Below are 25,755 nucleotides of genomic sequence, written 5' to 3'. Positions count from 1 at the left end.
CCCATCACTTCCCGGTAGTCTACCGATGAAGCAAAAATTTTCTGAGACATTCCATGAATAAAACCGATGAACTCCGCACTGCGCGCATTGACAGCCTGGTCACTCCGGCTGAACTGGCACAGCGGCATCCCGTTTCCGCCGCCGTCGCGGAACATGTGACGGCCTCCCGCCGCCGCATTGAAAAAATCCTGAACGGTGAAGACAAACGTCTTCTGGTGGTGATTGGGCCTTGCTCCATCCACGATCTGGATGCCGCGATGGATTATGCAAAACGACTTCAGGGACTGCGGGATAAGTACCAGCATCGCCTTGAGATCGTGATGCGCACCTACTTTGAAAAACCGCGCACCGTGGTGGGCTGGAAAGGCCTGATTTCCGATCCTGACCTCAACGGCAGCTATCGCGTTAACCACGGTATCGAGCTGGCGCGGAAGCTGCTTTTACAGGTCAACGAGCTGGGCGTTCCGACGGCGACCGAGTTTCTCGATATGGTGACCGGGCAGTTTATCGCCGATCTGATCAGCTGGGGCGCGATTGGCGCGCGCACTACCGAAAGCCAGATCCACCGTGAGATGGCCTCTGCCCTCTCCTGCCCGGTCGGCTTTAAAAACGGGACCGACGGCAACACCCGTATCGCGGTTGATGCCATCCGCGCTGCCCGTGCCAGCCACATGTTCCTGTCGCCGGACAAGAGCGGTCATATGACCATCTACCAGACCAGCGGTAACCCTTACGGGCATATCATTATGCGCGGCGGGAAGAAACCCAATTACCATGCCCAGGATATTGCGGCGGCCTGTGAAACGCTGGCCGAATTCGACCTGCCGGAACATCTGGTGGTGGATTTCAGCCACGGCAACTGCCAGAAGCAGCATCGCCGCCAGCTGGACGTCTGCGATGAGATCTGCCAGCAGATCCGCAGCGGCTCGACCGCCGTTGCAGGGATTATGGCTGAGAGCTTTATCAAAGAAGGCACGCAGAAAATCGTTGCCGGACAGCAGATGGTTTACGGCCAGTCGATCACCGACCCGTGCCTGAGCTGGGAAGACAGCGAACTGCTGCTGGAAAAGCTGGCAGCTGCGGTTGATTCTCGCTTCTGATGTTATTGTCGGGTGGCGCTGCGCTTACCCGACCTACGATTGTGCCCTTCTCCCTCTCCCTGTGGGAGAGGGTCGGGGTGAGGGCATCAGACCGCACCTCCCCCCCCAAATTTGATCCCCTCATCCTTTTTTCACAAAAACGCTTGCCGTCAATTTGTACTTTATTGATAATGATTATCATTGTTACATTGATTGCCATTTATAAACATTATGTCACGTACGGATAACAGCGCGGCAACGCCAGAAAAAACACACACAGCGCCAGCCCCCGCCGAGCGTCGCATTGACAGCAAAACCCTCCTCGGCGATGAGGGACGGGTCATTATCGAGCATGACGGACAGCGCTATCTTCTGCGCCAGACCCATGCCGGAAAACTGATCCTCACAAAATAAACAACACCTAAAAATACGCCAGCCACCCAGGTTATCCCCAGGCAGCCAGCGCTTTTCACTTCTTATGGAGAGTTGCTATGCCACACCTGCCTTCCGCATCTTTACGTCCGTCACTTCTGGCGCTGGCGATTGCCAGTACCCTACCGGGCGTCGCGTTCGCCGCCACAGACGACATTACCGTCACCGCCACGGGCAACGCCCGCAGCACCTTTGAAGCGCCCATGATGGTAAGCGTAATTGACGCCAGCGCGCCGGAGAAACAAACCGCAAGCTCGGCGGCCGACCTGCTGCGTAACGTCCCCGGTCTGACGCTGGACGGCACTGGGCGCACTAACGGGCAGGACGTCAACCTGCGCGGCTATGACCGTCGCGGCGTGCTGGTGCTGGTTGACGGCGTGCGTCAGGGCACCGACACCGGCCACCTGAACAGCACCTTTCTCGATCCCGCGCTAATCAAACGTATCGAGGTGGTCCGCGGCCCGTCGGCCCTGCTGTACGGCAGCGGCGCGCTGGGCGGCGTGATCTCTTATGACACCGCCGATGCCAACGATCTGCTCGAACCGGGTAAAAACAGCGGCTACCGCGTGTTTGGAACGGGCGCAACGGGCGATCATAGCCTCGGGATGGGGGCCAGCGCCTACGGCCGCACCGATACGCTTGACGGTCTGGTCTCCTGGTCCAGCCGGGATCGCGGTGATGTCCGCCAGAGCGACGGTGCAACCGCGCCTAACGACGAATCCATCAACAACATGCTGGCGAAAGGCAGCTGGAAAATCGACCCCACCCAGACCCTGAGCGGCTCCCTGCGCTACTACAACAACGCCGCTCAGGAGCCGAAAAACCCGCAAACCACCGGGGCGGACAGCAGTAACCCGATGACCGACCGCTCCACCATCCAGCGCGATGCGCAGGTTGGCTACCACATTTCACCGGAAGGGTACGACTGGCTGGACGCCGACGCGAAGGTCTACTGGTCCGAAGCGCGCATTAATGCCCAGAACATCGACGGTAGCGGTGAGTTCCGCAAGCAGACCACCAAAGGCGGCAAGGTGGAAAACCGCACCCGTCTGTTCAGAGACACCTTTGCAGCACACCTTCTGACCTACGGCGGGGAATACTATCGTCAGGAGCAGCATCCGGGCGGGGCAACCACCGGCTTCCCGGACGCGAAAATCGACTTCAGCTCCGGCTGGCTGCAGGATGAGATCACCCTGCGCGATCTGCCTGTTACCCTGCTGGGCGGCACGCGCTATGACAGCTACCGCGGCAGCAGCGACGGCTACAAAGATGTGGATGCAGACAAGTGGTCATCCCGCGCCGGGTTAACCATCAGCCCAACCGACTGGCTGATGCTGTTTGGCTCTTACGCGCAGGCCTTCCGCGCGCCGACCATGGGCGAAATGTATAACGACGCCAAACACTTCTCCATTGGCCGCTTCTATACCAACTACTGGGTGCCAAACCCGAACCTGCGCCCGGAAACCAACGAAACGCAGGAGTTTGGTTTTGGCCTGCGCTTTGACGATCTGATGCTTGCCAACGATGCGCTGGAGTTTAAAGCCAGCTATTTCGACACCAAAGCCAAAGACTATATCTCCACCACCGTCGATTTTGCCGCCGCGACCACCATGTCGTACAACGTTCCGAACGCCAAAATCTGGGGTTGGGATATGATGGCAAAATACTCGGCCGATCTCTTCAGCCTCGATCTGGCCTACAACCGCACGCGCGGGAAAGACACCGATACGGGCGAGTACATCTCCAGCATTAACCCGGACACCGTCACCAGCAAGCTGGATATCCCGGTGGCGCAAAGCGGGTTCTCCGTCGGCTGGATCGGTACTTTTGTCGATCGCTCAACGCATATCAGCGGCAGCTACAGCAAGCAGCCGGGCTATGCGGTCAACGATTTCTACGTGAGCTACAAAGGCCAGGAGCGGCTCAAAGGCGTGACCACTACGCTGGTGCTGGGCAACGCCTTTGACAAAGCGTACTGGTCACCTCAGGGCATTCCGCAGGACGGTCGTAACGGCAAGATTTTCGTAAGCTATCAGTGGTAATTCCCTTCGGGGCAACTATTCAGAAGGAAGAGACAATGAATCACTACACGCGCTGGCTTGAGCTAAAAGAAGCCAATCCGGGTATGTACGCGCGCGACGTTGCGGGGTTAATGAACATCAGTGAAGCAGAGCTGACCTTTGCCCGCGTAGGTCACGACGCCTGGCGACTGCGCGGTGAAATCCGCGAGATCCTGGGCGCGCTGGAGGCGGTGGGCGAAACCAAATGTATCTGCCGCAACGAATACGCCGTACACGAGCAGGTCGGGAGATTTACCAACCAGCACCTGAACGGCCACGCCGGGCTGGTGCTGAACCCGCGCGCGCTGGATCTGCGCCTGTTCCTCAACCAGTGGTCGAGCGTGTTTCACATCAGTGAAGCCACCGCACGCGGCGAGCGGCAGAGCATTCAGTTCTTCGATCACCAGGGCGATGCCCTGCTGAAGGTCTACGCCACGGACAACACCGACGTTTCCGCCTGGGGCGACGTGCTGACCCGCTTTATCTTTGCCGACAACCCGCCGCTGGCGTTGAGGATAGCCGATGCTCCGGCTCATGCAGAAAACGCAAATGCCGCTCTCGTGGATAACGAGTGGCGCGCCATGACCGACGTTCATCAGTTCTTCAGCCTGCTCAAGCGCCATAACCTCAGCCGCCAGCAGGCGTTTCGCCTGGTGGGTGACGATCTGGCCTGCCGGGTAGAAAACACCGCGCTGGCGCAGCTCCTGGAGACGGCGCGTCGGGACGGTAACGAAATCATGGTCTTCGTCGGCAACCGCGGCTGCGTGCAGATCTTCACCGGCGCGGTGGAAAAGCTGGTGCCAATGAAAGGCTGGCTGAACGTCTTTAACCCAACCTTTACCCTGCATCTGCTTGAAGGATCCATTGCGGAAACGTGGGTCACGCGCAAGCCGACGGCTGACGGGCATGTCACCAGCCTGGAGCTGTTTGCCGCCGACGGAACGCAAATCGCCCAGCTGTACGGCCAGCGTACGGAAGGCGAACCGGAGCAGAGCCAGTGGCGCAGCCAGATTGACGCCTTAACGGCGAAAGGGCTGGCCGCATGAAACGGTGGCTTGCCCTGCTTAGCGCCCTGCCCCTGCTGGCGTCTGCGGCGGCGCAGGAGAAAATCGTTACCCTCGGCGGCGACGTCACCGAGATTGTCTACGCTCTCGGCGCGGCGCCCTCGCTGGTGGCCCGCGACAGCACCAGCCAGTGGCCGCAGGCGGCGAATTCGCTGCCTGACGTGGGCTATCTGCGCCAGCTCAATGCGGAAGGGATCTTATCCATGCGCCCCACGCTGGTGCTGGCCAGCGCTCAGGCGCAGCCGTCTCTGGCGCTAAAGCAGGTTGAGCAAAGCCACGTCAGGGTGATCGCTGTTCCTGCCAGTAACGACCTGAACGTCATTGACGAAAAGGTGCGGATCGTCGCTGAAGCGACGCACCGCGAGGTCGAGGGGGAGGTCCTGCGCAGCACGCTGCGCCAGGCACTGTCGGCGCTTCCCGCGTCGCCGCTCAATAAGCGGGTACTGTTTATTCTCAACCACGGCGGGATGACCGCCATGGCCGCCGGACAACAGACCGGCGCGGATGCTGCCATTCGTGCGGCGGGGCTGCAGAACGCGATGCAGGGGTTTACCCGCTATCAGCCGCTGTCTCAGGAAGGCACGATAGCCAGCCAACCCGATCTGGTGGTGATTTCTCAGGACGGTCTCAACGCCCTGGGCGGTGAAGCGAATCTGTGGACGCTGCCCGGCCTGGCGCAAACCCCGGCGGGACGGAACAAGCAGGTGCTGGCGATTGACGATATGGCGCTGCTGGGCTTCAGCGTGCGAACGCCGGAAGCCATCCAGCAGCTGCGTGCCAAAGCGGAGCTGCTGCCCTGATGTCCCGGCGGATCGCCTTATCGTTATGGATGCTGACCGCGATCCTGACCATCATGACGCTCGCAGCGACCGGGGTTGGGGCATTACACCTGCCGATCAGCCTGATGTGGAACGGGACCGACGAGGCGCTGCGTCAAATCTGGCTGACAATCCGCCTGCCTCGCGTGCTGCTGGCGCTGGCGATCGGCGGTTCACTGGCGCTGGCGGGTTGCGTGATGCAGGGGCTGTTTCGAAATCCGCTGGCAGACCCGGGACTGCTCGGCATCAGCAGCGGCGCAGCGCTCGCCGTTGCGCTGTGGGTGGTTCTTCCGCTCTCGCTGCCTGCACTGGTGATGCTGTATGCCCCGATGCTGGCGGCGTTTCTCGGCGCGCTGGCCGCCACCTTCGTGATTTTCCTGCTCAGCCGTCAGCGTGACGCTTCCCTGTCGCGCCTGCTGCTGGTGGGAATTGCTATCAACGCCCTGTGCGGCGCGGCCGTCGGGGTGCTGTCATGGCTCAGCAATGATGCCCAGCTTCGCCAGCTTTCGCTCTGGGGAATGGGCAGCCTCGGCCAGGCGCAGTGGTCAACGCTGCTGGTCGTCGCGTCGCTGATGGTTCCCACCGTGCTCGCGATCTGGCGTCTGGCAGGCGCCCTCAACCTGCTGCAGCTGGGCGACGAAGAGGCACATTACCTCGGCGTGGAGGTTGCCGCCGTGCAGCGGATCCTGCTGTTGTGCAGCGCCCTGCTGGTGGCCGCCGCCGTTGCGGTCAGCGGCGTGATCGGCTTTGTCGGCCTGGTGGTGCCGCACCTGGTGCGCATGTGGCTGGGAGCCGACCACCGGGCCGTGCTCCCCGGCTCGGTGCTGGCCGGCGCGTTGCTTCTGCTGGTTGCCGATACGCTGGCGCGCAGCCTGGTCGCACCGGCGGAAATGCCGGTCGGCTTACTGACCAGCCTTCTCGGCGCGCCGTGGTTTCTGTGGCTTATCTTTCATCGCGGAGGTGCGCATGGCTGAACGCTATTGTGCTGAAAACCTTGTTTTTCGCGCCGGACAACGCACGCTGATTGACGACGTGTCGCTGACCTTATCTCAGGGCGAGCTGGTGGCGCTGATTGGCCCCAACGGCGCCGGGAAATCAACGCTGTTGCGGCTGCTGACCGGCTACCTTAAACCTGCGGGCGGACGGTGCAGCCTGGCGGGCACACCGCTTGCGGCCTGGCAGCCGCACAGGCTCTCCCGCTACCGGGCGGTGATGCGCCAGAACACGCAGCTCGGATTTGACTGGCCGGTTGAGGCGGTCGTCGGTATGGGGCGAGCGCCCTGGACCCGCACGCCTGAAGCGACGGTTATTGAGGAGGTCATGGCCGTCACCGGCTGTTTACCGCTGGCGGGCAGGCAGTTTGCCGCACTCTCCGGCGGCGAGCAGCAGCGCATCCAGCTCGCCCGCGCGCTGGCTCAGCTTTGGTGCGACGGCGCGCCGCGCGGCTGGCTGTTCCTTGATGAACCCACGTCTGCGATGGATCTCTATCACCAGCAGCATCTGCTGCGCCTGCTGAAATCCCTGACCCGTCGGGGTCATCTGCACGTTTGCGCGGTGCTGCACGACCTTAATCTGGCGGCGCTGTGGGCGGACCGCATCCTGCTGCTGCATGACGGCAGAATCGTGTCCCAGGGAGCACCGGAAACCGTTTTGCAGGCCGACGCGCTGGCGCGCTGGTACGGCGCGCAGGTTATCGTCGGCAGGCATCCGGCTCACGCCGCGCCGCAGGTGTTTCTCGCCCCCTGATTGGGCTGGTAAAAATCTTTCAGCGTTTCCAGCAGGGCATGCGCCGCTTTAGAGAGCTGCGTGTGTCCTGGATGGATCGCTCCAATGCACTTTTCTATCGGCGGGTTATCCAGCGGAATACAGACCGCGCCCAGCGCCGTCATCTGCGCCTCGCAGAGCGCCGGAACGGCGCTGCCGCCCAGCCCGCTCGCGACCATTCGCCCGACCGTCACCAGCTGATGACTCTCCAGCGCCACATCCAGCTTTCTGCCGCTTCGCGCCAGCTCCTCCTCCATCATCAGACGTACCGCCGAAGGGCGCTGCAGGGTGATGAAATCCAGCGTCAGCAGCTCTTCCCATGACAGGCGCTTCTTGCCTGCCAGCGAGGAATCTTTTGGCACAATGGCCACAAACCTGTCGAGGCCCAGCGGGGTAAACAGCAGGTTGTGCGTTGGCGCGGGCTCAAAGGCGATGCCCATCTCGACCCGCCCTTCCCGCACCATCTCTATCACCTGCTCGTTAATGACATCATGCACGGTGACGTTGATCCCGGCATGGCGATCGCGAAACGCTTTTAGCACCTCGGGCAGGACATTCGCGGCAAACGACGGCATGGCCGCAACCGAAATTTTACCGCGCTGCAGGGTAAAGCACTGGTGCATCGCCTCTTCGACGTTATCCCAGTCGGCAAGCAGCTGGCGCGCCATCGGCAAAAACGTCTCTCCCTCCTGCGTCAGCGCGACCTTGCGCGTGCTCCGCTGCAGCAGCGGTCCACCGAGCGCATCCTCCAGCGCTTTAATCGTCAGGCTCAGGGCCGGCTGGGAAAGATTCAGCCGTTCGCTGGCGTGCGCGAAATTGAGAGTGTGAGCTACCGCTAAAAACGCGCGTAACTGTTTGACACTCATTCTCATTTTTCATCCTGTTAACTAATTGAAAAATTTTAGTTAACAGTAAATTAATAAAAAAACCAAATGAGTGGGTCACAAATTCAAAATTAACAAATGAGTCGCCGCCCCTAATGATACTGGCACGGATAACGGGAGGGATAACTATGGCGGGACTGGACAAGCGCGTCGGCAGCTATGCGCAGGCGCTGGAAGGGCTGACGGACGGAATGACCTTGCTGGCGGGCGGCTTCGGCCTGTGCGGGATTCCGGAGAACCTGATTGCAGAGGTCAGACGCCGTCAGGTGAAAGATCTGACGGTGGTATCAAACAACTGCGGCGTGGACGGTTTCGGTCTCGGGATACTGCTCGAAACGCGGCAGGTTCGCAAAGTGGTGGCCTCTTACGTCGGCGAGAACGCCCTGTTCGAGCGGCAGGTGCTGAGCGGCGAACTGGAGATTGAACTCACGCCTCAGGGCACGCTGGCGGAAAAGGTGCGCGCGGGCGGCGCGGGCATTCCGGCATTTTACACGGCCACCGGCTACGGCACGCCCGTGGCTGCCGGCAAAGACGTGCGCCAGTTTTCGGGGAAGCACTACATCCTTGAAGAGGCCATTACCGGCGATTTCGCGCTCATTAAGGGCTGGAAAGCGGACTGGTACGGCAACGTTGTCTATCGGCATACCGCGCAAAATTTTAATCCGCTGATGGCAACGGCGGGCCGGATAACGGTCGTTGAGGTGGAAGAGATTGTTGCACCGGGCGAGCTGCCCCCGTCGGCCATTCATACCCCGGGAATTTACGTCGACAGGCTGATTGTCGGCCAGTTTGAAAAACGCATTGAACAGCGCACCCTGCGCGCGGAAGGAGTCTGACGATGTTAACCCGTGAACAGATGGCCATGCGCGTCGCCCGCGAGCTGCGCGACGGGTATTACGTCAACCTGGGGATCGGTATTCCTACCCTGGTGGCGAACTACATTCCGGACGGGATGGACGTGATGCTTCAGTCGGAAAACGGGCTGCTGGGGATGGGGGCTTTTCCTGACGAGCAGAGCCTTGACGCCGACATGATCAACGCCGGTAAACAGACCGTCACCGCACGCACCGGCGCGGCCATTTTCGACTCGGCCCAGTCGTTTGCCATGATCCGCGGCGGTCATGTGGATCTGACCGTGCTGGGCGCGTTTGAAGTGGACGTCGAGGGCAATATCGCCTCGTGGATGATCCCCGGAAAGATGGTCAAGGGCATGGGCGGCGCAATGGATCTCGTCGCCGGGGCGCAGAACATCATTGTGGTGATGACCCACGCCTCGAAAAGCGGTGAGTCTAAGCTGCTGCCGCGCTGCACGCTGCCGCTCACGGGCGCGGGCTGCATCCGTCGGGTCTTGACCGACCTCGCGTTGCTGGAGATCGAGGACGGCGCGTTCATCCTGCGGGAATACGCTCCCGGCGTCAGTATCGACGAAATTGCGGCTAAGACAGCCGGAAAAATGATTGTGGCGGACGACGTTCGCGAGATGCGCTTCAACTGAGGACTCACGATGAAAGAAGTCATGATTGTCGGGGCAACGCGGACCCCCATAGGCAGTTTTCGCGGCTCGCTATCGTCCCTTTCGGCGGTTGAACTGGGGGCCGTCGCGGTGCGGCAACTGCTGGAGAACAGCAATCTTCTCGAAGAACAGGTAGATGAACTGATTTTCGGACAGGTGCTGACGGCGGGATGCGGGCAAAACCCCGCGCGCCAGACGGCCATCGCCTCCGGATTACCCGTCAGCACGCCGGCGACAACGGTCAACCTGGTGTGCGGCGCGGGCCTAAAAGCGGTGCAGCTCGCCGCGCAGGCGATCCGCTGCGGCGACGCGAACGTGGCCATCGCTGGCGGTCAGGAGAGCATGAGCAACGCCCCCTATCTGCTGGACGGCGCGCGTTCAGGGCTGCGTTTTGGCCATACTGGCCTGCAGGACAGCATGATTACCGACGGCCTGTGGGACGCGTTCAACGATTACCACATGGGGATTACCGCTGAAAACGTCGCCCGGGAGAATGCCATTTCCCGCGAGCAGCAGGACGCCTTCGCTGCCCGGTCGCAGCAAAAAGCGGCCTTTGCCATTGAAGCGGGTCGGTTTGACGCCGAGATAGCGCCGGTGACGGTAAAACAGGGCAAAAAACCGCCGCTTATTGTCAGCCGTGACGAACAGCCCCGGCCTGGCACCACCGCTGAGCAGCTGGCGCAGCTGCGCCCCGCCTTTCTGCAGGCGGAAGGCACGGTCACGGCCGGAAATGCGTCAACGCTCAACGACGGTGCCGCTGCGGTGCTGCTGATGAGCGGCGAAAAGGCGCGGGAGAGCGGTTTGCCGATCCTCGGTCGCATCGTGAGCTACGCCGTGACGGGCGTTGACCCGTCGGTAATGGGCATCGGACCGGTCAGCGCCTGCCGGACGGCGCTGGCGAGGGCGGGCTGGACGCTCGATGACGTGGATCTCATTGAAGCCAATGAAGCCTTTGCCGCCCAGGCGCTGGCGGTGGGCAAGCAGCTCGGCTGGGATGAGCGCAGGGTGAACGTTAACGGCGGCGCTATCGCCCTGGGTCATCCAATTGGCGCCTCCGGCTGCCGCATCCTCGTGACGCTGCTGTACGAAATGGAGCGCCGTGACGTCAAAAAAGGGCTCGTCACCCTGTGCGTGGGCGGCGGGCAAGGCATTGCTCTGACCGTCGAGCGTTAAGCATCTCGTTGGTATCCGAATAATAACTAAAGTGAGGAGTCGTAATGAGTGTGTTAATTGCCCTGGCGGCGCTGGCGCTGCTGATGCTGGCGGCCTATCGCGGATACAGCGTTATTTTGTTTGCGCCGATTGCGGCGCTCGGCGCCGTGCTGCTGACCGATCCGGGTGCCGTCGGCCCGACGTTTACCGGCCTGTTTATGGAAAAGATGGTGGGCTTCGTCAAGCTCTACTTCCCGGTGTTCCTGCTGGGGGCCGTTTTCGGCAAGCTGATTGAGCTTTCCGGTTTCTCACGATCCATCGTCGCGGCCGCGATTCAGATCCTCGGTCGTCGCCACGCCATTCCGGTGATCGTCCTGGTGTGCGCGCTGTTAACCTACGGCGGCGTGTCGCTGTTCGTGGTGGCATTTGCGGTGTATCCGTTTGCCGCGGAACTGTTCCGCCAGAGCGGCATCCCCAAGCGGCTGATCCCGGCCACCGTGGCGCTGGGGGCATTTTCGTTTACCATGGACGCCCTGCCCGGCACGCCGCAGATCCAGAATATCATCCCCACCAGCTTCTTTGGCACGAACGCCTGGGCCGCGCCGTGGCTTGGGCTTATTGGCTCTCTGTTTATTATCGTCTTTGGCCTGCTCTGGCTGGAGCGCCAGCGTCGTAAGGCGTTCAATAACAACGAAGGCTACGGCACGGATCTGAAAAATGAACCCGAAACGCCGGATAACATTAACCTCCCGCACCCGCTGATTGCTATCTCCCCGCTGCTGGTGGTGGGCATACTGAACCTGCTGTTTACCCGCTGGATCCCCGGCTGGTACGGCACGACCCACGAGCTGACTCTGCCCGGTCTGGCGAAACCGATTGTCACCGAGGTGGGCAAGATCACCGCCATCTGGGCCGTCGAGGCGGCGCTGATCTCCGGTATCGTGCTGGTGCTGATTTTTGGCTTTCGCAATATCCGGGGTCGTCTGGCAGAAGGCAGCCGGACCGCGGTGAGCGGTGCCATTCTGGCGGCGATGAATACCGCCTCGGAATACGGTTTCGGCGCGGTGATCGCCGCCCTGCCCGGGTTCCTGGTGTTATCCAAAGCACTGGCGGCCATCCCGAATCCGCTGCTGAATGAGGCCATCAGCGTGACGGTGCTTGCGGGGATCACCGGATCGGCGTCCGGCGGGATGAGCATTGCCCTCGCCGCCATGTCAGACTCGTTTGTCGCCGCCGCCCACGCCGCCAATATCCCGCTTGAGGTTCTGCACCGCGTGGCCTCGATGGCGAGCGGGGGGATGGATACCCTTCCCCATAACGGCGCGGTGATTACCCTGCTGGCGATTACCGGCCTGAGCCATCGTCAGGCCTACGGCGGCATTTTCGCTATCACCCTCATTAAAAGTCTGGCAGTGCTTTTTGTCATTGCCGTGTTCTATCTGACCGGCATTGTGTAAGGAGAGAAAGATGAATCTGAACGGTAAGACCGCGCTGGTGACGGGCTCGACCAGCGGCATTGGACTTGGGATCGCCCGCGTGCTGGCGAAGGCCGGAGCGCAGCTGATCCTCAACGGTTTCGGCGACAGCGAATCAGCAAGAGAAGAGATTGCGCAGCTGGGCAAAAAGCCGGGCTATCACGATGCGGACCTGCGTGACGTGCTGCAAATTGAAGCCATGATGCGCTACGCCGAATCGCAGTTTGGCTGCGTGGACATTCTTGTCAACAACGCCGGGATACAGCATGTCGCCCCGGTTGACGCATTTCCGGTGGAGAAATGGAACGACATTATCGCCATCAACCTCTCCTCGGTATTTCACACCAGCCGGCTGGCGCTGCCCGCCATGCGCGAGAAAAACTGGGGGCGCATCATCAATATCGCCTCCGTTCACGGGCTGGTGGCCTCAAAAGAGAAGTCAGCCTACGTTGCCGCCAAGCATGGCGTAGTGGGCTTTACGAAATCGCTGGCGCTGGAAACCGCCCGCACCGGTATTACCGCCAATACCATCTGCCCGGGCTGGGTACTGACGCCGCTGGTGCAACAGCAAATCGACCAGCGCATCGCTGAAGGCGTCCCGCCGGAGCAGGCTCGCGATCGGCTTCTCGCGGAGAAACAGCCTTCGGGCGAGTTTGTCACTCCGGAGCAGCTGGGTGAACTGGCGCTGTTTTTGTGCAGCGATGGCGCCGTGAACGTTCGCGGCGCCGCGTGGAATATGGATGGCGGCTGGGTTGCGCAGTAATTTTTGCCGGGTAAGGCGACGCCGCCACCCGGCAAAATCTCTAGCTTGAGCAGCTGACCTCCAGCCGCTTGCCCCAGTCAGGCGGGCGGCTGACGTAGTCATCATCCCGGTCGGCAAACGGCGTGCGCAACGCCAGATGCAAACGGTGTAGCTCGTCATACTCCCCCTGCTCTGCCTGCTCAATCGCCCGCTGCGCCAGCCAGTTGCGCAACACCATCGCGGGATTTGTCGCGTTCATCTGCGTCTGTCGGACAGCGTCGTCCACCTGCTCCTGCTGCAGCCGCGCGCGGTAAGTGGCAAACCAGTCGTCAAACGCCTGTCTGTCAATAAACTCGTCGCGCAGCGGCGAGGCCGCACTGTGCTGCTCCGTCTGGCTCAGCATCCGGAAGGTACGGGTATAATCGCTGCCCTCGCGCGCCATCAGGGCAAACAGACCGTTGAGAATGTCGTTATCGCCCCTCTCCTGCGTCATCAGCCCCAGCTTGTTGCGCATCAGCGAGCCGTATTCTCGCAGCAATATGTCCTGATAGCTGTCGAGCGCATCGTTGAGGGCATCTACGTCGATGAACGGCGACAGGGTTTGCGCAAGCCGCTGCAGGTTCCACAGGCCAACCGCTGGCTGATTATCAAAGCTGTAACGTCCCTGATAGTCGGAGTGGTTGCAGATATAGCCAGGCTGATAATCGTCCAGGAAACCAAACGGACCGTAATCAAAGGTCAGCCCGAGGATCGACATGTTGTCCGTATTCATGACGCCATGCGCAAAGCCCACCGTTTGCCAGCGGGCAATCAGGCTTGCGGTACGGGCAACCACATCCCTGAACCAGAGAACGTATTTATCCGCCTCGTCCTGCAAATGCGCCCAGTGGTGACGAATGGCAAAATCAGCCAGCTGGCGAACCTTGTCCGGCTCGCGGCGATAGTAAAAGTGCTCAAAATGGCCGAAGCGCAAATGGCTTTGCGCAATACGCATCAGCATTGCCCCTTTTTCCACCGTTTCGCGCGCTACCGGCGTATCGCTGGTGATAATCGACAGCGCGCGCGTAGTGGGAATACCCAGGGCATGCATCGCTTCGGACGCCAGGCACTCGCGAATCGTTGAACGCAGCACCGCGCGCCCGTCGCCCATTCGCGAATAGGGAGTAAGGCCTGCCCCTTTCAGGTGCCAGTCAACCGTTCCCCCGTTGGGAAGCCGTTGTTCGCCGAGCAGGATCCCCCTGCCGTCGCCCAGCTGCCCCGCCCAGACGCCAAACTGATGTCCGCTATAGACCTGAGCCAGAGGTTGCATCCCGGCGAGAAGCGTTTCACCGCCCCAGACGCCAGCGCCCTCTGAAAGCTGAAACAGCTCAGGCGGAATGGTCAGCTCTTCTGCCAGCAAATCGTTGTGCCAGATAAGGCGTGAATTTTGTAACGGTGTTGGTTTGAGTGCGGTGTAAAAGCCATGCAACTCGTCATGCCAGTGAGCAGTAAAAGACAGGGTCATAAGTCCTCCTGCTTTTAGTGTAGAGGGTTTACCCGGACTTAAACACGGGCGAAAGCAAGGGTTATCGCTGCTGAACCAGCGATGTAACGTGCTCCGCAGAGACGGCTGGCCAGAGTGCGCCCTGCATGGCGCCAAAATTGAAGGACAAAACGCGTTGCAACAGGCCGTGGTCGTCAATGCCCGAGACGATCACTGACTGGCAGTGCGGCGTGATTTGCCAGAGGATGGCGCGCATAAAAGGCTCGAAAGAGAGCTCCGGGGCACGCTGCTGAATGAAACCTTTGTCGAGAATAACCCGTTTAAATAATCCATCATAGACCGCTTTGAGCGATGCGGCACCTGCGCCAAAGTTTGCCAGGACCAACGGGAAATGGATTGCCATTCTCGCCAGCTGCAGATCGTCCTTTCCGTTATTTAAACCTGGATAATTCTCATTAACAGTAAACTCAAGAAACGGGTAACGCTCAAGGATTGAAACAGCGTTTCCATTACTTAATAAAAATTCAACTATTGCAGGTGTAATATTGATCCATGCAATTAACTGATGCTGAATAAAAAACAGTTTACAGGTATCAAGCAATTGCAATTTTTCGTTAAACAGCACTAACTCTTCAGCTGCTGAAAGCCGAGGGATAACGAGCTCAGTGGGGATCCGCACATCGCTGCCGACGCCAGTAAAGTTAACCAGAACCTCTAAACCTTTAAGCTCCCCTGCGCTATTACGAGCAGGCAGAAGCAGCAGTTCAGACTGGTAAGCATTATCTAGCGTAATAATCATTGCACTCGCTCCGCATTAAAGATGAGAGAGGACATCCTGGAGCAATTGCCGACACAATTCCACTGTCTTGATTTTAATAAGATTAATTTCATTAGTTCCGTATTTATTTTCAGATTTATCCCTGAATCTAAAATAATTTTATCCTGGTTGCCGAATAATAGCCAGTTTTAGATAAAACAGACACATGCAGGATTCGCTAATTTTAGATAAATTTAACTTTAAGCATCTTATTTGAGAAAAAACGGCATGATTTATTAGATACCATGCCGTCATAAGAGAAGTGTCTGACAAAGACTATATACGTCGTGCCTGCCAGAAATTTTTACGCCAGTAAACATTATCAAGAGAAGAGCGCATCACCCCGCGGCTTGTCGAGGCGTGAATGAACTGATTGTCTGTATCATATATGCCCACATGAAGACCGCTTTCACCCGATCCGGTTTTGAAGAAAACCAGGTCCCCGGGGAGAAGATCGCCTTTATCAATTTCAGTGCCAATTTCGGCCTGCTTGCGCGTTTCGCGCGGAAGCTGTAAATCAAACTTGTCGCGGAACGTCATCAGAACGAAGCCGGAACAATCTACGCCGCCGCGGCTCATTCCGCCGTAGCGATAAGGCGTGCCGCGCCAGTTGCTCAGCTGATCGTTAAGGCTGGCAATGACGGTGATCGAATCTGAAAGCCGTGGGTTAGGCGGCGGCGCACGATGGCTACTGCATCCCGCAAGAAAAAGTGCGGCCATCAGGAGAAACCAGAATCGCATTTTCAGACGAATCCTCTGCTTTTTTTGTTCTTTTCGTAATTTAGCGTGCAATTGTGCTAAGAGGCAAGAAACGGTTACGTCTGCCCGGTAGAAATCAGCATCTTATGTCCCTCAATATCCAGCCTGCGGAACGACATGTTGTACGCGCGGGCAAGATGGGGCGGCGTAAGCACCCGATCCCGCGCACCGCTGGCGATCATCTTTCCCTGCGACAGCAGCCACACCCGGTGGGCATGACGCAGGGTGTGGTTGAGGTCATGACTGCTCATCACCACGGCGATACCTTTTCGGCTCAGGGCGCTTAACAGCGTATCCAGTGCCGCCTGCTGCGCCACATCCAGACCGCTCATGGGTTCATCGAGGAGCAGCATTCTCCCGTGAGGATTACCTGCCGGGTGGATCTGAAGAATGACGGCCGCCAGGCGCACCCGCTGCCACTCTCCGCCGGAAAGCTGGCTGGCGTGCCGGGACAGTTTATCTTCCAGCCCCAGGGCCGATGCAACGTCCGTCAGCAGTGCCGTCTGTTGTTTGTCGTGCAAATGCAGCATCAGATAGTGCCAGACCGGCATCGCAAAGGGCGGCACCTGCTGCTGCACGAGGTAACTGCGCCGATGCGCCAGCGAGACCGGTGACCAGTCGGCGAGCGTATGCTCCAGCAGCGTTATCTGCCCTTCTCCGACGGTCATGCCTGCCATCCTTGCCAGCAGCGTGCTCTTCCCTGCACCGTTTGGCCCGACAAGATGCAGGATTTCTCCCGCATTGATGGTACCGGTTATCGGCTCCAGACGTCCCCGCTCGGCAACGTCCGTGAGCTGCATCAGCAACGACATTATTTCGCCAGCGCCAGCTTGATCGATTCCATGACGATCGGATCCTCAGGGGTCATATCCGGCGAAAAACGCTGAACGACCTGGCCGTCGCGGCCAATCAGGAATTTTTCAAAATTCCACAGGATATCGTCCGGGTAAAGCGGCGCGCGGCCTTTGCTGGCCATGCGTTCATAAAAACCGCTTCCTTCCGGCGCAACGGCCTTCGGCGCGGCAGCGATCAGCTTCGCATACAGAGGATGGCGGTCTTCGCCGTTGACATCGATTTTGCTGAACATCGGGAACGTCACGCCATAGGTGGTGCTGCAGAAGGTTTTAATCTCCTCTTCGCTGCCCGGCTCCTGGCCCAGGAACTGGTTGCACGGGAAGCCCAGTACGGTGAAACCGTCTTTCTCCCAGGCCTTCTGAATGTTCTCCAGCTGCTCGTACTGCGGCGTCAGGCCACATTTGGATGCCACGTTGACGATAAGCAGCACGTTGCCTTTGTAGCCTTCCAGCGTGGTGTTATCGCCATCAATGGTGGTCACTTCAGTATTCAGGATGTCTGACTGCATAGCATTCCCTCAGGTTGTCTTACGGCTTGTTGAATTAACGTCCAGCTTTTAATAGTAGCCAGATAAATACCGGCGCGCCCAGCGTGGCGGTCACCACGCCAATCGGCAGCTCTGCGGCCGTCAGGGCAAGCCGGGCGATGATATCAGCCACCAGCAGCGTGACGGCACCGGCAACCGCCGAGGCCGGAAGCAGGGTCCGATGGTCCGTGAGGCCACACAGACGCAGCATATGCGGAATAACCAGCCCGATAAAACCGATCGCGCCCGCCAGAGCCACGCTGACGCCGACCAGCCAGCCAATGACGATCACCAGCACATTACGCCAGAACCCAATCGGCATGCCGAGCTGGCGGGCAGAGGTTTCACCCAGCGCGAGCATATTCAGCGGCTGCGCCTGCAGGGCCGCCCAGACGATGACCGGCACCAGCAGCGCCATCAGCCAGCCCTGGTGCCAGTCAACGCCTCCAAAGCCGCCCATCATCCAGTACATCAGCTGACGCAAGTCAAAGGATGTTGAGAAGTAGACCGCCCAGGTCATCAGCGCGCTACAGATGATCCCCAGCGCCACGCCGGCAAGCAGCAGGCGGCTGGTCGATAAGTGCCGTCTGGCGAAACGAAGAAGGATCGCGGTGATTAGCAGCGCGCCGAGGATAGCGCTCAGGCTAATACTCCATCCGGAGAGTTCTCCCCCACCCAGCATCACCGCCGCAATCAGGCCTACGCCTGCGCCGTTTGACACGCCGAGCAGCCCGGGCTCCGCCAGAGGGTTATCAAACAACGCCTGCATTATGGTACCGCACAGCGCCAGCGCGGCGCCGACCAGAACCACCGCGACGGTGCGCGGCAGGCGAATTTGCCAGACGAAGAGCTGCCCGTCAGGCCCCCACCAGCTTTCAGGCCCGATCCATCTGTCGCCCGCGCAGAGGCTCACGCCCGCGGCGACAATGAGCATCAGCACCAGCAAAAGCAGGTGACGCCGATCGGAACGGTGCTGGTGATAGGCATAATCAAGCATGTGTACGGTTTTAGTAGCGTGAGATGTAATTGATTTTACGGCGGGTTTGCCGGAGAGCGCAAAGAAAAAAGGCCGCGTGGGCGGCCTTTTTAGTTAGTTCATATTACTCTGCTTTGGGCGTTGCGTTTTCGACACGGCTTTTCAACTTCTGGCCGGGTCTGAAGGTCACCACGCGGCGGGCTGTAATGGGAATATCTTCCCCCGTCTTCGGGTTGCGGCCCGGACGTTGGTTTTTGTCTCGCAAATCAAAATTGCCAAAACCGGAGAGTTTTACCTGCTCACCATTTTCCAGAGCACGACGGATCTCTTCGAAAAACAGCTCTACCAGCTCTTTGGCATCCCGTTTGCTAAGCCCAAGCTTATCAAACAGATATTCTGACATTTCAGCTTTTGTAAGCGCCATAGGTTCAATCCCTCAATGATGCCTGGAATCGCTCTTTTAATGCCTCTACACATTTGGCGACGGTAGCGGCAATCTCCTCTTCTTCGAGTGTACGGCTGGTATCCTGAAGGATAAGGCTAATAGCGAGGCTCTTGAAACCTTCTGCTACGCCCTTGCCGCGGTACACGTCAAATAAGTTTACGCCAACTACCTGATTTACGCCAACTTTCTTACATTCGGCCAAAATATCTGCTGCAGGCACATTTTCCGCGACCACAACCGCGATATCACGGCGGTTTGCCGGGAAGCGGGAGACGTCCTGAGCCTGAGGAATAACGCGGTCAGCCACCGGGTTCCATTCCAGCTCGAACACGATGGTACGGCCGTTCAGGTCCAGCTTACGCTCCAGCTCAGGGTGAACAACCCCAATAAAACCAACGCGTTTGCCGTCTAAATAGATCGCTGCGCTCTGGCCCGGATGCAGAGCCGGGATAGCTTCTGCGCGGAATTCAATTTCAGATAATTTACCGGTCAGATCCAGAATCGCTTCCAGATCGCCCTTCATATCGTAGAAATCAACCGTGCCTTTTGCCAGGTCCCAGTGCTCTTCATAGCGGTTGCCGCTGATGGCGCCAGCCAGCATGAGATCCTGACGGATGCCTAAATTTGCCTGATTATCCGGTACAAAGCGCAAACCGCTTTCGAAAATTCGCACGCGGTTTTGCTGGCGATTCTGGTTATAAACGACAGTGCCCAGCAGGCCCGTCCACAGAGACAGACGCATCGCGGACATTTCGCTGGAAATTGGGCTTGGCAGGATCAGCGCCTCCTGACCCGGGTGGATCAGCTGCTGCAGCTTTGGATCAACGAAGCTGTAGGTGATCACTTCCTGGTAGCCTTTGTCGTTCAGCATGGTTTTCACACGCTTCAGGGACAGGTCGGCTTCACGGTGGGTGCCCATCACCAGACCTGCCTGCACAGGCTCGTCAGGAATGTTGTTGTAGCCGTAAACGCGGGCCACTTCTTCCACCAGATCTTCTTCAATTTCCATGTCGAAACGCCATGATGGCGCAACGGCTTTCCACTCGTCCTGGCCTTCGGTTACTTCACAGCCCAGACGTTTCAGGATGTCAGTTACCTGCGCATCGGCAACGTGATGGCCAATCAGGCGATCCAGCTTGCTGCGGCGCAGGGTGATGGTCGCACGCTTCGGCAGGGTCGCTTCGTGGGTGACGTCGATAACCGGGCCCGCTTCACCGCCGCAGATGTCGATCAGCAGGCGGGTCGCACGTTCCATCGCTTTGTACTGCAGCGCCGGGTCAACGCCGCGCTCGTAGCGGTGAGAGGCATCGGTATGCAGGCCGTGACGGCGTGCGCGACCGGTGATGGAGAGCGGGCTGAAGAACGCGCATTCCAGCAGGACGTTTTGCGTCTCGTCGTTGACGCCTGAGTGCTCGCCACCGAAGATGCCGCCCATTGCCAGCGCTTTGCTGTGGTCAGCAATCACCAGGGTGTCGGCGTTCAGTTTCGCTTCGCTGCCGTCGAGCAGAACCAGGGTTTCGCCCTCTTTCGCCATGCGCACAACGATGCCGCCGTCGATACGATCTTTATCGAACGCGTGCATTGGCTGGCCCAGCTCCAGCAGAACGTAGTTGGTCACGTCAACCACGGCGTCGATAGAGCGAATACCGCAGCGGCGCAGCTTCTCTTTCATCCACAGCGGAGTTGGCGCTTTCACGTTGATGCCTTTCACCACGCGACCGAGGTAGCGCGGGCAAGCATCCGCAGCGTCAACCTGAATAGGCAGCACGTCACTGATGGTCGCTTCAACCGGCGCGATTTCCGGCGCGTTCAGTTCGGTCTGGTTCAGCACGGCCACGTCGCGCGCCACGCCGATGATACCTAAGCAGTCGGCACGGTTTGGCGTGACGCTGATTTCAATGGTGTTGTCATCAAGCTTCAGGTATTCACGGATATCGGTGCCGATTGGCGCATCCAGCGGCAGCTCAATAATGCCGTTGTGATCGTCGGAAATACCCAGCTCGGAGAAGGAGCACAGCATGCCTTCAGACGGCTCGCCGCGCAGCTTAGCCGCTTTAATTTTGAAATCACCCGGCAGCACCGCACCGACGGTCGCCACGGCCACCTTCAGGCCCTGACGGCAGTTTGGCGCACCGCAGACGATATCCAGCAGACGGTCACCGCCCACGTTTACTTTTGTTACGCGCAGTTTGTCAGCGTTAGGGTGCTGGCCGCACTCGACCACTTCGCCAACGACCACGCCGCTGAAGGCACCGGAAACCGGCTCAACGCCGTCCACTTCCAGACCCGCCATGGTGATCTGGTTAGAAAGCGCGTCGCTGTCCAGCGTGGTGTTCACCCACTCGCGTAACCACAGTTCACTGAATTTCATTGTTCTGTCCTGCCCTTATTTAAACTGTTTGAGGAAACGCAGATCGTTTTCGAAGAATGCACGTAAGTCGGTCACGCCGTAACGCAGCATGGTCAGACGCTCCATGCCCATGCCGAAAGCAAAGCCGGAGTAAACTTCCGGATCGATACCCACGTTGCGCAGCACGTTTGGATGCACCATGCCGCAGCCCAGCACTTCCAGCCATTTGCCGTTTTTACCCATCACGTCAACTTCCGCAGACGGTTCGGTGAACGGGAAGTAGGACGGGCGGAAACGAACCTGCAGATCTTCCTCAAAGAAGTTGTTCAGGAAATCGTGCAGCGTGCCCTTCAGGTTGGTGAAGCTGATGTTTTTATCAACAATCAGACCTTCCATCTGGTGGAACATTGGCGTGTGGGTCTGATCGTAGTCGTTACGATAGACGCGGCCCGGCGCGATAATGCGGATTGGCGGCTCCTGATCCTTCATGGTACGGATCTGAACGCCGGAGGTCTGAGTACGCAGCAGACGCGTAGCGTCGAACCAGAAAGTGTCGTGGTCAGCGCGTGCCGGATGATGGCCAGGAATGTTCAGGGCGTCGAAGTTGTGGTAATCATCTTCGATTTCCGGGCCAGTCGCCACGGTAAAGCCGAGCTCACCGAAGAAACTTTCAATGCGATCGATGGTGCGGGTAACCGGATGCAGACCACCGTTTTCGATACGGCGACCCGGCAGAGAAACGTCGATCGTCTCTGCGGCCAGACGCGCATTTAGCACCGCGCTTTCCAGCTCGGCTTTACGCGCGTTCAGCGCCTGCTGTACCTGCTCTTTGGCTTCGTTAATCACCGCACCTGCTGCCGGGCGTTCTTCTGCCGGCAGCTCACGCAGGGTTGTCATCTGAAGGGTCAGGTGCCCTTTCTTCCCAAGATATTCGACGCGGACATTGTCTAACGCGGCAACATCTGAGGCCTGATTAATGGCGGCTGTTGCACTGGCAACCAGCTCTGCGAGATGTGACATGATTTTCCTCATTATGTCGGTGCAGACACCGATTTGGTGGAGTTATTCTCTCAAATTCAGGCACAAAAAAAGCCTCCATCGGGAGGCTTATCTGGCGCTGTTTTTCGTTTCATCTTTCACGCGCTAGCCTCCTGAAATCAGGTGCTAAAGTAAAAGAAGAAGCGGAAAATAGCAGCATTCATGCTTGCGTTACCTTGTCTGGTAAAAACCGTTGAGACCTTATTGAAAAGCCTGGACGGATAAATGTCAATCTTCTGATGGTGTTAAATGAAAAGAGGGAGCAAAGCCCCCTCTTTCAACTGGCTTATGCCAGTGCTGCTTTCGCTTTTTCGACCAGAGCGGTGAACGCTACTTTGTCGAATACTGCGATGTCAGCCAGGATCTTACGGTCGATTTCAACAGAGGCTTTTTTCAGGCCGTTGATGAATTTGCTGTAAGAAATACCGTTCTGACGTGCTGCTGCGTTGATACGCGCAATCCACAGTTGACGGAACTGACGCTTACGCTGACGACGGTCACGGTAAGCGTACTGACCTGCTTTGATAACAGCCTGGAAGGCAACGCGGTATACGCGTGAACGCGCACCGTAGTAGCCTTTAGCTTGTTTCAAAATTTTCTTGTGACGTGCACGTGCAATTACACCACGTTTTACGCGAGCCATATGTGCTCTCCTGTATCTATATTCTTAGTAAAAAATTAAACGTTAACGGCTTATGCGTACGGCAGGCACGCGATAACCAGACCCAGATCGCCTTTAGAAACGAGGCCTTTTGGACGCAGGTGACGTTTACGCTTAGTAGATTTTTTGGTCAGAATATGACGCAGGTTTGCGTGCTTACGCTTAAATCCACCACCACCGGTTTTTTTGAAGCGCTTAGCAGCACCGCGTACGGTCTTAATTTTTGGCATCTTAATAACTTCCACTTCGCATTGTTAAATAAACGAAACATAGGCGAACAAAACCTATGAAACCCGAAGGCTCCACAGATTTTGCTGCTTGAAGGCCTTACTGTTTCTTCTTAGGAGCGAGCACCATGATCATCTGGCGGCCTTCGATCTTCGTAGGGAAGGATTCGACTACTGCCAGTTCACTCAGATCGTCACGGACGCGGTTAAGCACTTCCATACCAATCTGTTGGTGGGCCATCTCACGACCGCGGAAACGCAGTGTGATCTTGGCCTTATCGCCATCTTCCAGAAAGCGAATCAGGCTGCGGAGTTTTACCTGATAATCGCCATCGTCGGTACCAGGACGGAATTTGATTTCCTTAACCTGGATAACTTTTTGCTTCTTCTTCTGTTCCTTAGAAGACTTACTCTTTTCATAAAGGAACTTGCCGTAGTCCATGATACGACAAACTGGCGGTTCGGCGTTAGGGCTGATTTCAACTAAATCTACTCCAGCTTCTTCAGCTTTTTCGATCGCTTCTCTCAGACTCACAATTCCCAGTGGTTCACCTTCAAGATCTGTTAAGCGAACTTCCTGGGCGCGAATCTCGCCATTGATACGATTCGGACGTGCCGTTTGAACTCGTTTTCCGCCTTTAATACCTTATTCCTCCAGTTGTTGAAGACTGCGGCTGCGAATCTCTTGTTGCAGCTTCTCAATCACTTCACTTACGTCCAGGCTGCCCAGGTCTTTACCACGGCGGGTGCGAACGGCAACTTTGCCTGCTTCCACCTCTTTATCACCACAGACCAACATATACGGGACACGACGTAAAGTGTGCTCGCGGATTTTAAAGCCAATCTTCTCATTTCTCAAGTCTGCTTTTACGCGAATGCCCGCATTTTGTAGTTTCTGCGTCAATTCTTTAACGTAATCCGCCTGAGAATCGGTAATGTTCATCACCACGACCTGCACTGGCGCAAGCCAGGTTGGGAAGAAGCCAGCGAACTCTTCGGTCAGGATGCCGATGAAGCGCTCCAGAGAACCGAGAATTGCACGGTGAATCATTACCGGTACCTGACGCTCGTTGTCTTCGCCAACATAAGAGGCGCTTAAACGCTGCGGCAGGGAGAAGTCCAGCTGTACAGTACCGCACTGCCATGCGCGATCGAGGCAGTCATACAGGGTAAATTCAATTTTCGGACCGTAGAATGCGCCCTCGCCCAGCTGGTATTCGAACGGAATGCCGTTCTCTTCCAGCGCCACGGCGAGATCCGCTTCTGCGCGATCCCATGTCTCATCGCTGCCGATACGTTTTTCCGGACGCGTTGAGAGTTTGACCACGATCTTCTCGAAGCCAAAGGTGCTGTACATATCGTAGACCATACGAATACAGGCGTTAACTTCGTCACGGACCTGATCTTCAGTACAGAAGATATGCGCATCATCCTGAGTAAAGCCACGAACACGCATCAGACCGTGCAGCGCACCTGATGGCTCGTTACGGTGGCAGCTACCGAACTCCGCCATACGCAGCGGCAGGTCGCGGTAGGACTTCAGACCCTGGTTGAAGATCTGAACGTGGCCCGGGCAGTTCATTGGCTTGATGCAGTATTCACGGTTCTCAGACGAGGTGGTGAACATCGCATCTTTGTAGTTGTCCCAGTGGCCGGTTTTTTCCCACAGCACACGGTCCATCATGAACGGGCCTTTCACTTCCTGATACTGGTACTCTTTCAGCTTGGAGCGTACGAAAGTTTCCAGTTCACGGAAGATAGTCCAGCCGTCGTTATGCCAGAACACCATACCCGGCGCTTCTTCCTGCATGTGGTACAGGTCAAGCTGCTTACCGATTTTACGGTGGTCACGCTTCGCCGCCTCTTCCAGGCGCAGCAGGTATGCGTTCAGGGCTTTTTTATCAGCCCACGCGGTACCATAAATACGCTGCAACATTTTGTTGTTGCTGTCGCCACGCCAGTAGGCGCCCGCGATCTTCATCAGCTTAAAGTGATGACAGAAGCGCATGTTCGGCACGTGCGGTCCACGGCACATGTCGACGTATTCTTCGTGATGGTACAAGCCAGGCTTGTCATCATGCGAAATGTTTTCGTCAAGAATAGAGACCTTGTAGCTCTCGCCGCGCTTCACGAAGGTTTCACGCGCTTCGTGCCAGCTGACTTTCTTCTTGATGACGTCATAGTTCGTTTCGGCGAGCTCGTGCATGCGTTTTTCGAGCGCGTCGATATCTTCCTGAGTCAGGGTGTGGTCAAGGTCAACGTCGTAGTAGAAACCATTGTCGATAACCGGACCGATCGCCATTTTGGTGTTTGGCCACAGCTGTTTGATGGCATGGCCTAACAGGTGCGCGCAGGAGTGACGAATGATCTCCAGACCTTCTTCGTCTTTCGCAGTGATGATTGCAAGCGTCGCATCGTTTTCGATCAGATCGGAAGCATCCACCAGCTCACCGTTAACGCGGCCAGCGATAGTCGCTTTCGCGAGACCAGGACCAATGTCCAGGGCAACATCCATTGGGCTAACAGCACGGTCGAAATGGCGTTGGCTGCCATCAGGAAGAGTAATTACAGGCATTTTATATCCTTATTTGCAGTGATGCCCCACACATAAGAGCATATACAAAGAAAATAATCG

General features: G+C 57.8%; 27 protein-coding genes and 1 other annotated feature. Of the genes, 12 read left to right on the top strand and 15 right to left on the bottom strand.

The genetic code is table 11. The features are described 5' to 3' along the window. Positions 1-53: 53 nt before the first annotated feature. The 7 genes from aroH to USF70_RS04705 all read left to right on the top strand — a co-directional run bounded on the left by aroH (position 54) and on the right by USF70_RS04705 (position 7,199). Positions 54-1,100 carry a 3-deoxy-7-phosphoheptulonate synthase AroH gene (aroH, locus tag USF70_RS04735; RefSeq protein WP_033145292.1) on the top strand — a complete coding sequence of 349 codons (1,047 nt, stop codon included), beginning with the start codon at positions 54-56 and terminating at the stop codon, positions 1,098-1,100. A gap of 210 nt (positions 1,101-1,310) precedes the next feature. Continuing rightward, positions 1,311-1,493: a hemin uptake protein HemP gene (gene hemP / locus USF70_RS04730; RefSeq protein ID WP_033145291.1), complete on the top strand. Its 183-nt coding sequence runs from the start codon at positions 1,311-1,313 to the stop codon at positions 1,491-1,493. Between the two features lie 77 nt (positions 1,494-1,570). Continuing rightward, the gene (locus USF70_RS04725; protein WP_320735324.1) at positions 1,571-3,553 is read left to right on the top strand and encodes a TonB-dependent hemoglobin/transferrin/lactoferrin family receptor; all 1,983 of its coding nucleotides are present in this window, start codon (positions 1,571-1,573) and stop codon (positions 3,551-3,553) included. A 35-nt stretch (positions 3,554-3,588) separates the two neighbouring features. Next, on the top strand, positions 3,589-4,617 hold the full coding sequence (gene chuS / locus USF70_RS04720) for a hematinate-forming heme oxygenase ChuS (protein ID WP_048977414.1): 1,029 nt from the start codon (positions 3,589-3,591) through the stop codon (positions 4,615-4,617). Continuing rightward, entirely contained in the window at positions 4,614-5,435 is an 822-nt protein-coding gene (locus USF70_RS04715) for a heme/hemin ABC transporter substrate-binding protein (RefSeq protein ID WP_112778313.1), read from the top strand. The genes chuS and USF70_RS04715 overlap by 4 nt, the downstream gene beginning before the upstream one ends. Continuing rightward, a complete protein-coding gene (locus USF70_RS04710; protein ID WP_193139072.1) occupies positions 5,435-6,427 on the top strand; it encodes a FecCD family ABC transporter permease in 993 nt (330 codons plus the stop codon). The genes USF70_RS04715 and USF70_RS04710 overlap by 1 nt, the downstream gene beginning before the upstream one ends. Further along, the gene (locus tag USF70_RS04705; RefSeq protein ID WP_069302687.1) at positions 6,420-7,199 is read left to right on the top strand and encodes a heme ABC transporter ATP-binding protein; all 780 of its coding nucleotides are present in this window, start codon (positions 6,420-6,422) and stop codon (positions 7,197-7,199) included. Before USF70_RS04710 ends, USF70_RS04705 begins: the two co-directional genes overlap by 8 nt. On the opposite strand, the gene USF70_RS04700 is transcribed toward USF70_RS04705, so the two are convergent. Further along, positions 7,166-8,089 carry a LysR family transcriptional regulator gene (locus USF70_RS04700; RefSeq protein WP_033145286.1) on the bottom strand — a complete coding sequence of 308 codons (924 nt, stop codon included), beginning with the start codon at positions 8,087-8,089 and terminating at the stop codon, positions 7,166-7,168. The two genes, USF70_RS04705 and USF70_RS04700, sit on opposite strands and share 34 nt — an antisense overlap. Before the next feature lie 140 nt (positions 8,090-8,229). Here USF70_RS04700 and USF70_RS04695 point away from each other — a divergent pair, with 140 nt between their 5' ends. The 5 genes from USF70_RS04695 to USF70_RS04675 are packed head-to-tail and all read left to right on the top strand — an operon-like array spanning position 8,230 to position 13,004. Continuing rightward, a complete protein-coding gene (locus tag USF70_RS04695) occupies positions 8,230-8,937 on the top strand; it encodes a CoA transferase subunit A (RefSeq protein ID WP_033145285.1) in 708 nt (235 codons plus the stop codon). Positions 8,938-8,939: 2 nt separating this feature from the next. After that, positions 8,940-9,596, top strand: coding sequence for a CoA transferase subunit B (locus USF70_RS04690; RefSeq protein ID WP_029740425.1), 657 nt, complete (start codon positions 8,940-8,942; stop codon positions 9,594-9,596). Positions 9,597-9,605: 9 nt separating this feature from the next. Further along, complete coding sequence (locus tag USF70_RS04685) at positions 9,606-10,787, top strand: acetyl-CoA C-acetyltransferase (protein WP_224978776.1); 1,182 nt, start codon at positions 9,606-9,608, stop codon at positions 10,785-10,787. Positions 10,788-10,831: 44 nt separating this feature from the next. Next, positions 10,832-12,223 (top strand): GntP family permease, encoded by a 1,392-nt coding sequence (locus USF70_RS04680; RefSeq protein WP_039262085.1) that lies wholly within the window; start codon positions 10,832-10,834, stop codon positions 12,221-12,223. Between the two features lie 10 nt (positions 12,224-12,233). Further along, a complete protein-coding gene (locus tag USF70_RS04675) occupies positions 12,234-13,004 on the top strand; it encodes a 3-hydroxybutyrate dehydrogenase (RefSeq protein WP_320735323.1) in 771 nt (256 codons plus the stop codon). A 40-nt stretch (positions 13,005-13,044) separates the two neighbouring features. Here the strand turns inward: USF70_RS04675 and selO are convergent, their stop codons facing one another. The 14 genes from selO to thrS all read right to left on the bottom strand — a co-directional run bounded on the left by selO (position 13,045) and on the right by thrS (position 25,695). Beyond that, positions 13,045-14,487 (bottom strand): protein adenylyltransferase SelO, encoded by a 1,443-nt coding sequence (selO, locus tag USF70_RS04670; RefSeq protein WP_320735322.1) that lies wholly within the window; start codon positions 14,485-14,487, stop codon positions 13,045-13,047. 61 nt (positions 14,488-14,548) lie between these two features. Continuing rightward, on the bottom strand, positions 14,549-15,265 hold the full coding sequence (locus USF70_RS04665; RefSeq protein WP_032657851.1) for an EAL domain-containing protein: 717 nt from the start codon (positions 15,263-15,265) through the stop codon (positions 14,549-14,551). A 294-nt stretch (positions 15,266-15,559) separates the two neighbouring features. Beyond that, positions 15,560-16,024: an NlpC/P60 family protein gene (locus USF70_RS04660; RefSeq protein ID WP_047061629.1), complete on the bottom strand. Its 465-nt coding sequence runs from the start codon at positions 16,022-16,024 to the stop codon at positions 15,560-15,562. 74 nt (positions 16,025-16,098) lie between these two features. Next, positions 16,099-16,854 carry a vitamin B12 ABC transporter ATP-binding protein BtuD gene (btuD, locus tag USF70_RS04655; RefSeq protein ID WP_320735321.1) on the bottom strand — a complete coding sequence of 252 codons (756 nt, stop codon included), beginning with the start codon at positions 16,852-16,854 and terminating at the stop codon, positions 16,099-16,101. Continuing rightward, a complete protein-coding gene (locus tag USF70_RS04650; protein WP_023311298.1) occupies positions 16,854-17,405 on the bottom strand; it encodes a glutathione peroxidase in 552 nt (183 codons plus the stop codon). Before USF70_RS04650 ends, btuD begins: the two co-directional genes overlap by 1 nt. A gap of 34 nt (positions 17,406-17,439) precedes the next feature. Next, complete coding sequence (gene btuC, locus USF70_RS04645; RefSeq protein WP_320735320.1) at positions 17,440-18,420, bottom strand: vitamin B12 ABC transporter permease BtuC; 981 nt, start codon at positions 18,418-18,420, stop codon at positions 17,440-17,442. A 103-nt stretch (positions 18,421-18,523) separates the two neighbouring features. Next, the gene (gene ihfA, locus USF70_RS04640) at positions 18,524-18,823 is read right to left on the bottom strand and encodes an integration host factor subunit alpha (RefSeq protein ID WP_003857805.1); all 300 of its coding nucleotides are present in this window, start codon (positions 18,821-18,823) and stop codon (positions 18,524-18,526) included. 4 nt (positions 18,824-18,827) lie between these two features. Then, entirely contained in the window at positions 18,828-21,215 is a 2,388-nt protein-coding gene (gene pheT / locus USF70_RS04635) for a phenylalanine--tRNA ligase subunit beta (protein WP_320735319.1), read from the bottom strand. Between the two features lie 15 nt (positions 21,216-21,230). Beyond that, positions 21,231-22,214, bottom strand: a complete 984-nt coding sequence (gene pheS / locus USF70_RS04630; RefSeq protein ID WP_033145275.1) for a phenylalanine--tRNA ligase subunit alpha — start codon at positions 22,212-22,214, stop codon at positions 21,231-21,233. Positions 22,215-22,276: 62 nt separating this feature from the next. After that, positions 22,277-22,401 (bottom strand) — a sequence feature (Phe leader region). Then, positions 22,352-22,396: a pheST operon leader peptide PheM gene (gene pheM, locus USF70_RS04625; RefSeq protein WP_001386830.1), complete on the bottom strand. Its 45-nt coding sequence runs from the start codon at positions 22,394-22,396 to the stop codon at positions 22,352-22,354. Its footprint overlaps the feature before it by 45 nt. 117 nt (positions 22,402-22,518) lie before the next feature. Continuing rightward, on the bottom strand, positions 22,519-22,875 hold the full coding sequence (rplT, locus tag USF70_RS04620) for a 50S ribosomal protein L20 (RefSeq protein WP_000124850.1): 357 nt from the start codon (positions 22,873-22,875) through the stop codon (positions 22,519-22,521). A 50-nt stretch (positions 22,876-22,925) separates the two neighbouring features. Next, positions 22,926-23,123, bottom strand: a complete 198-nt coding sequence (gene rpmI / locus USF70_RS04615) for a 50S ribosomal protein L35 (protein ID WP_003030583.1) — start codon at positions 23,121-23,123, stop codon at positions 22,926-22,928. A gap of 97 nt (positions 23,124-23,220) precedes the next feature. Continuing rightward, on the bottom strand, positions 23,221-23,763 hold the full coding sequence (gene infC / locus USF70_RS04610) for a translation initiation factor IF-3 (RefSeq protein ID WP_014069901.1): 543 nt from the start codon (positions 23,761-23,763) through the stop codon (positions 23,221-23,223). Positions 23,764-23,766: 3 nt separating this feature from the next. Further along, entirely contained in the window at positions 23,767-25,695 is a 1,929-nt protein-coding gene (gene thrS / locus USF70_RS04605; protein ID WP_008500657.1) for a threonine--tRNA ligase, read from the bottom strand. Between the last annotated feature and the right edge of the window lie 60 nt (positions 25,696-25,755).

Origin of the sequence: Enterobacter sp. 237C8 (assembly GCF_034106865.1) — a bacterium.
In the GTDB taxonomy this organism is placed as follows: Bacteria; Pseudomonadota; Gammaproteobacteria; order Enterobacterales; family Enterobacteriaceae; genus Enterobacter; species Enterobacter asburiae_B.
The sequence above is the reverse complement of the archived record's forward strand: the minus strand, read 5'-3'. Positions and strand labels throughout refer to the sequence as shown.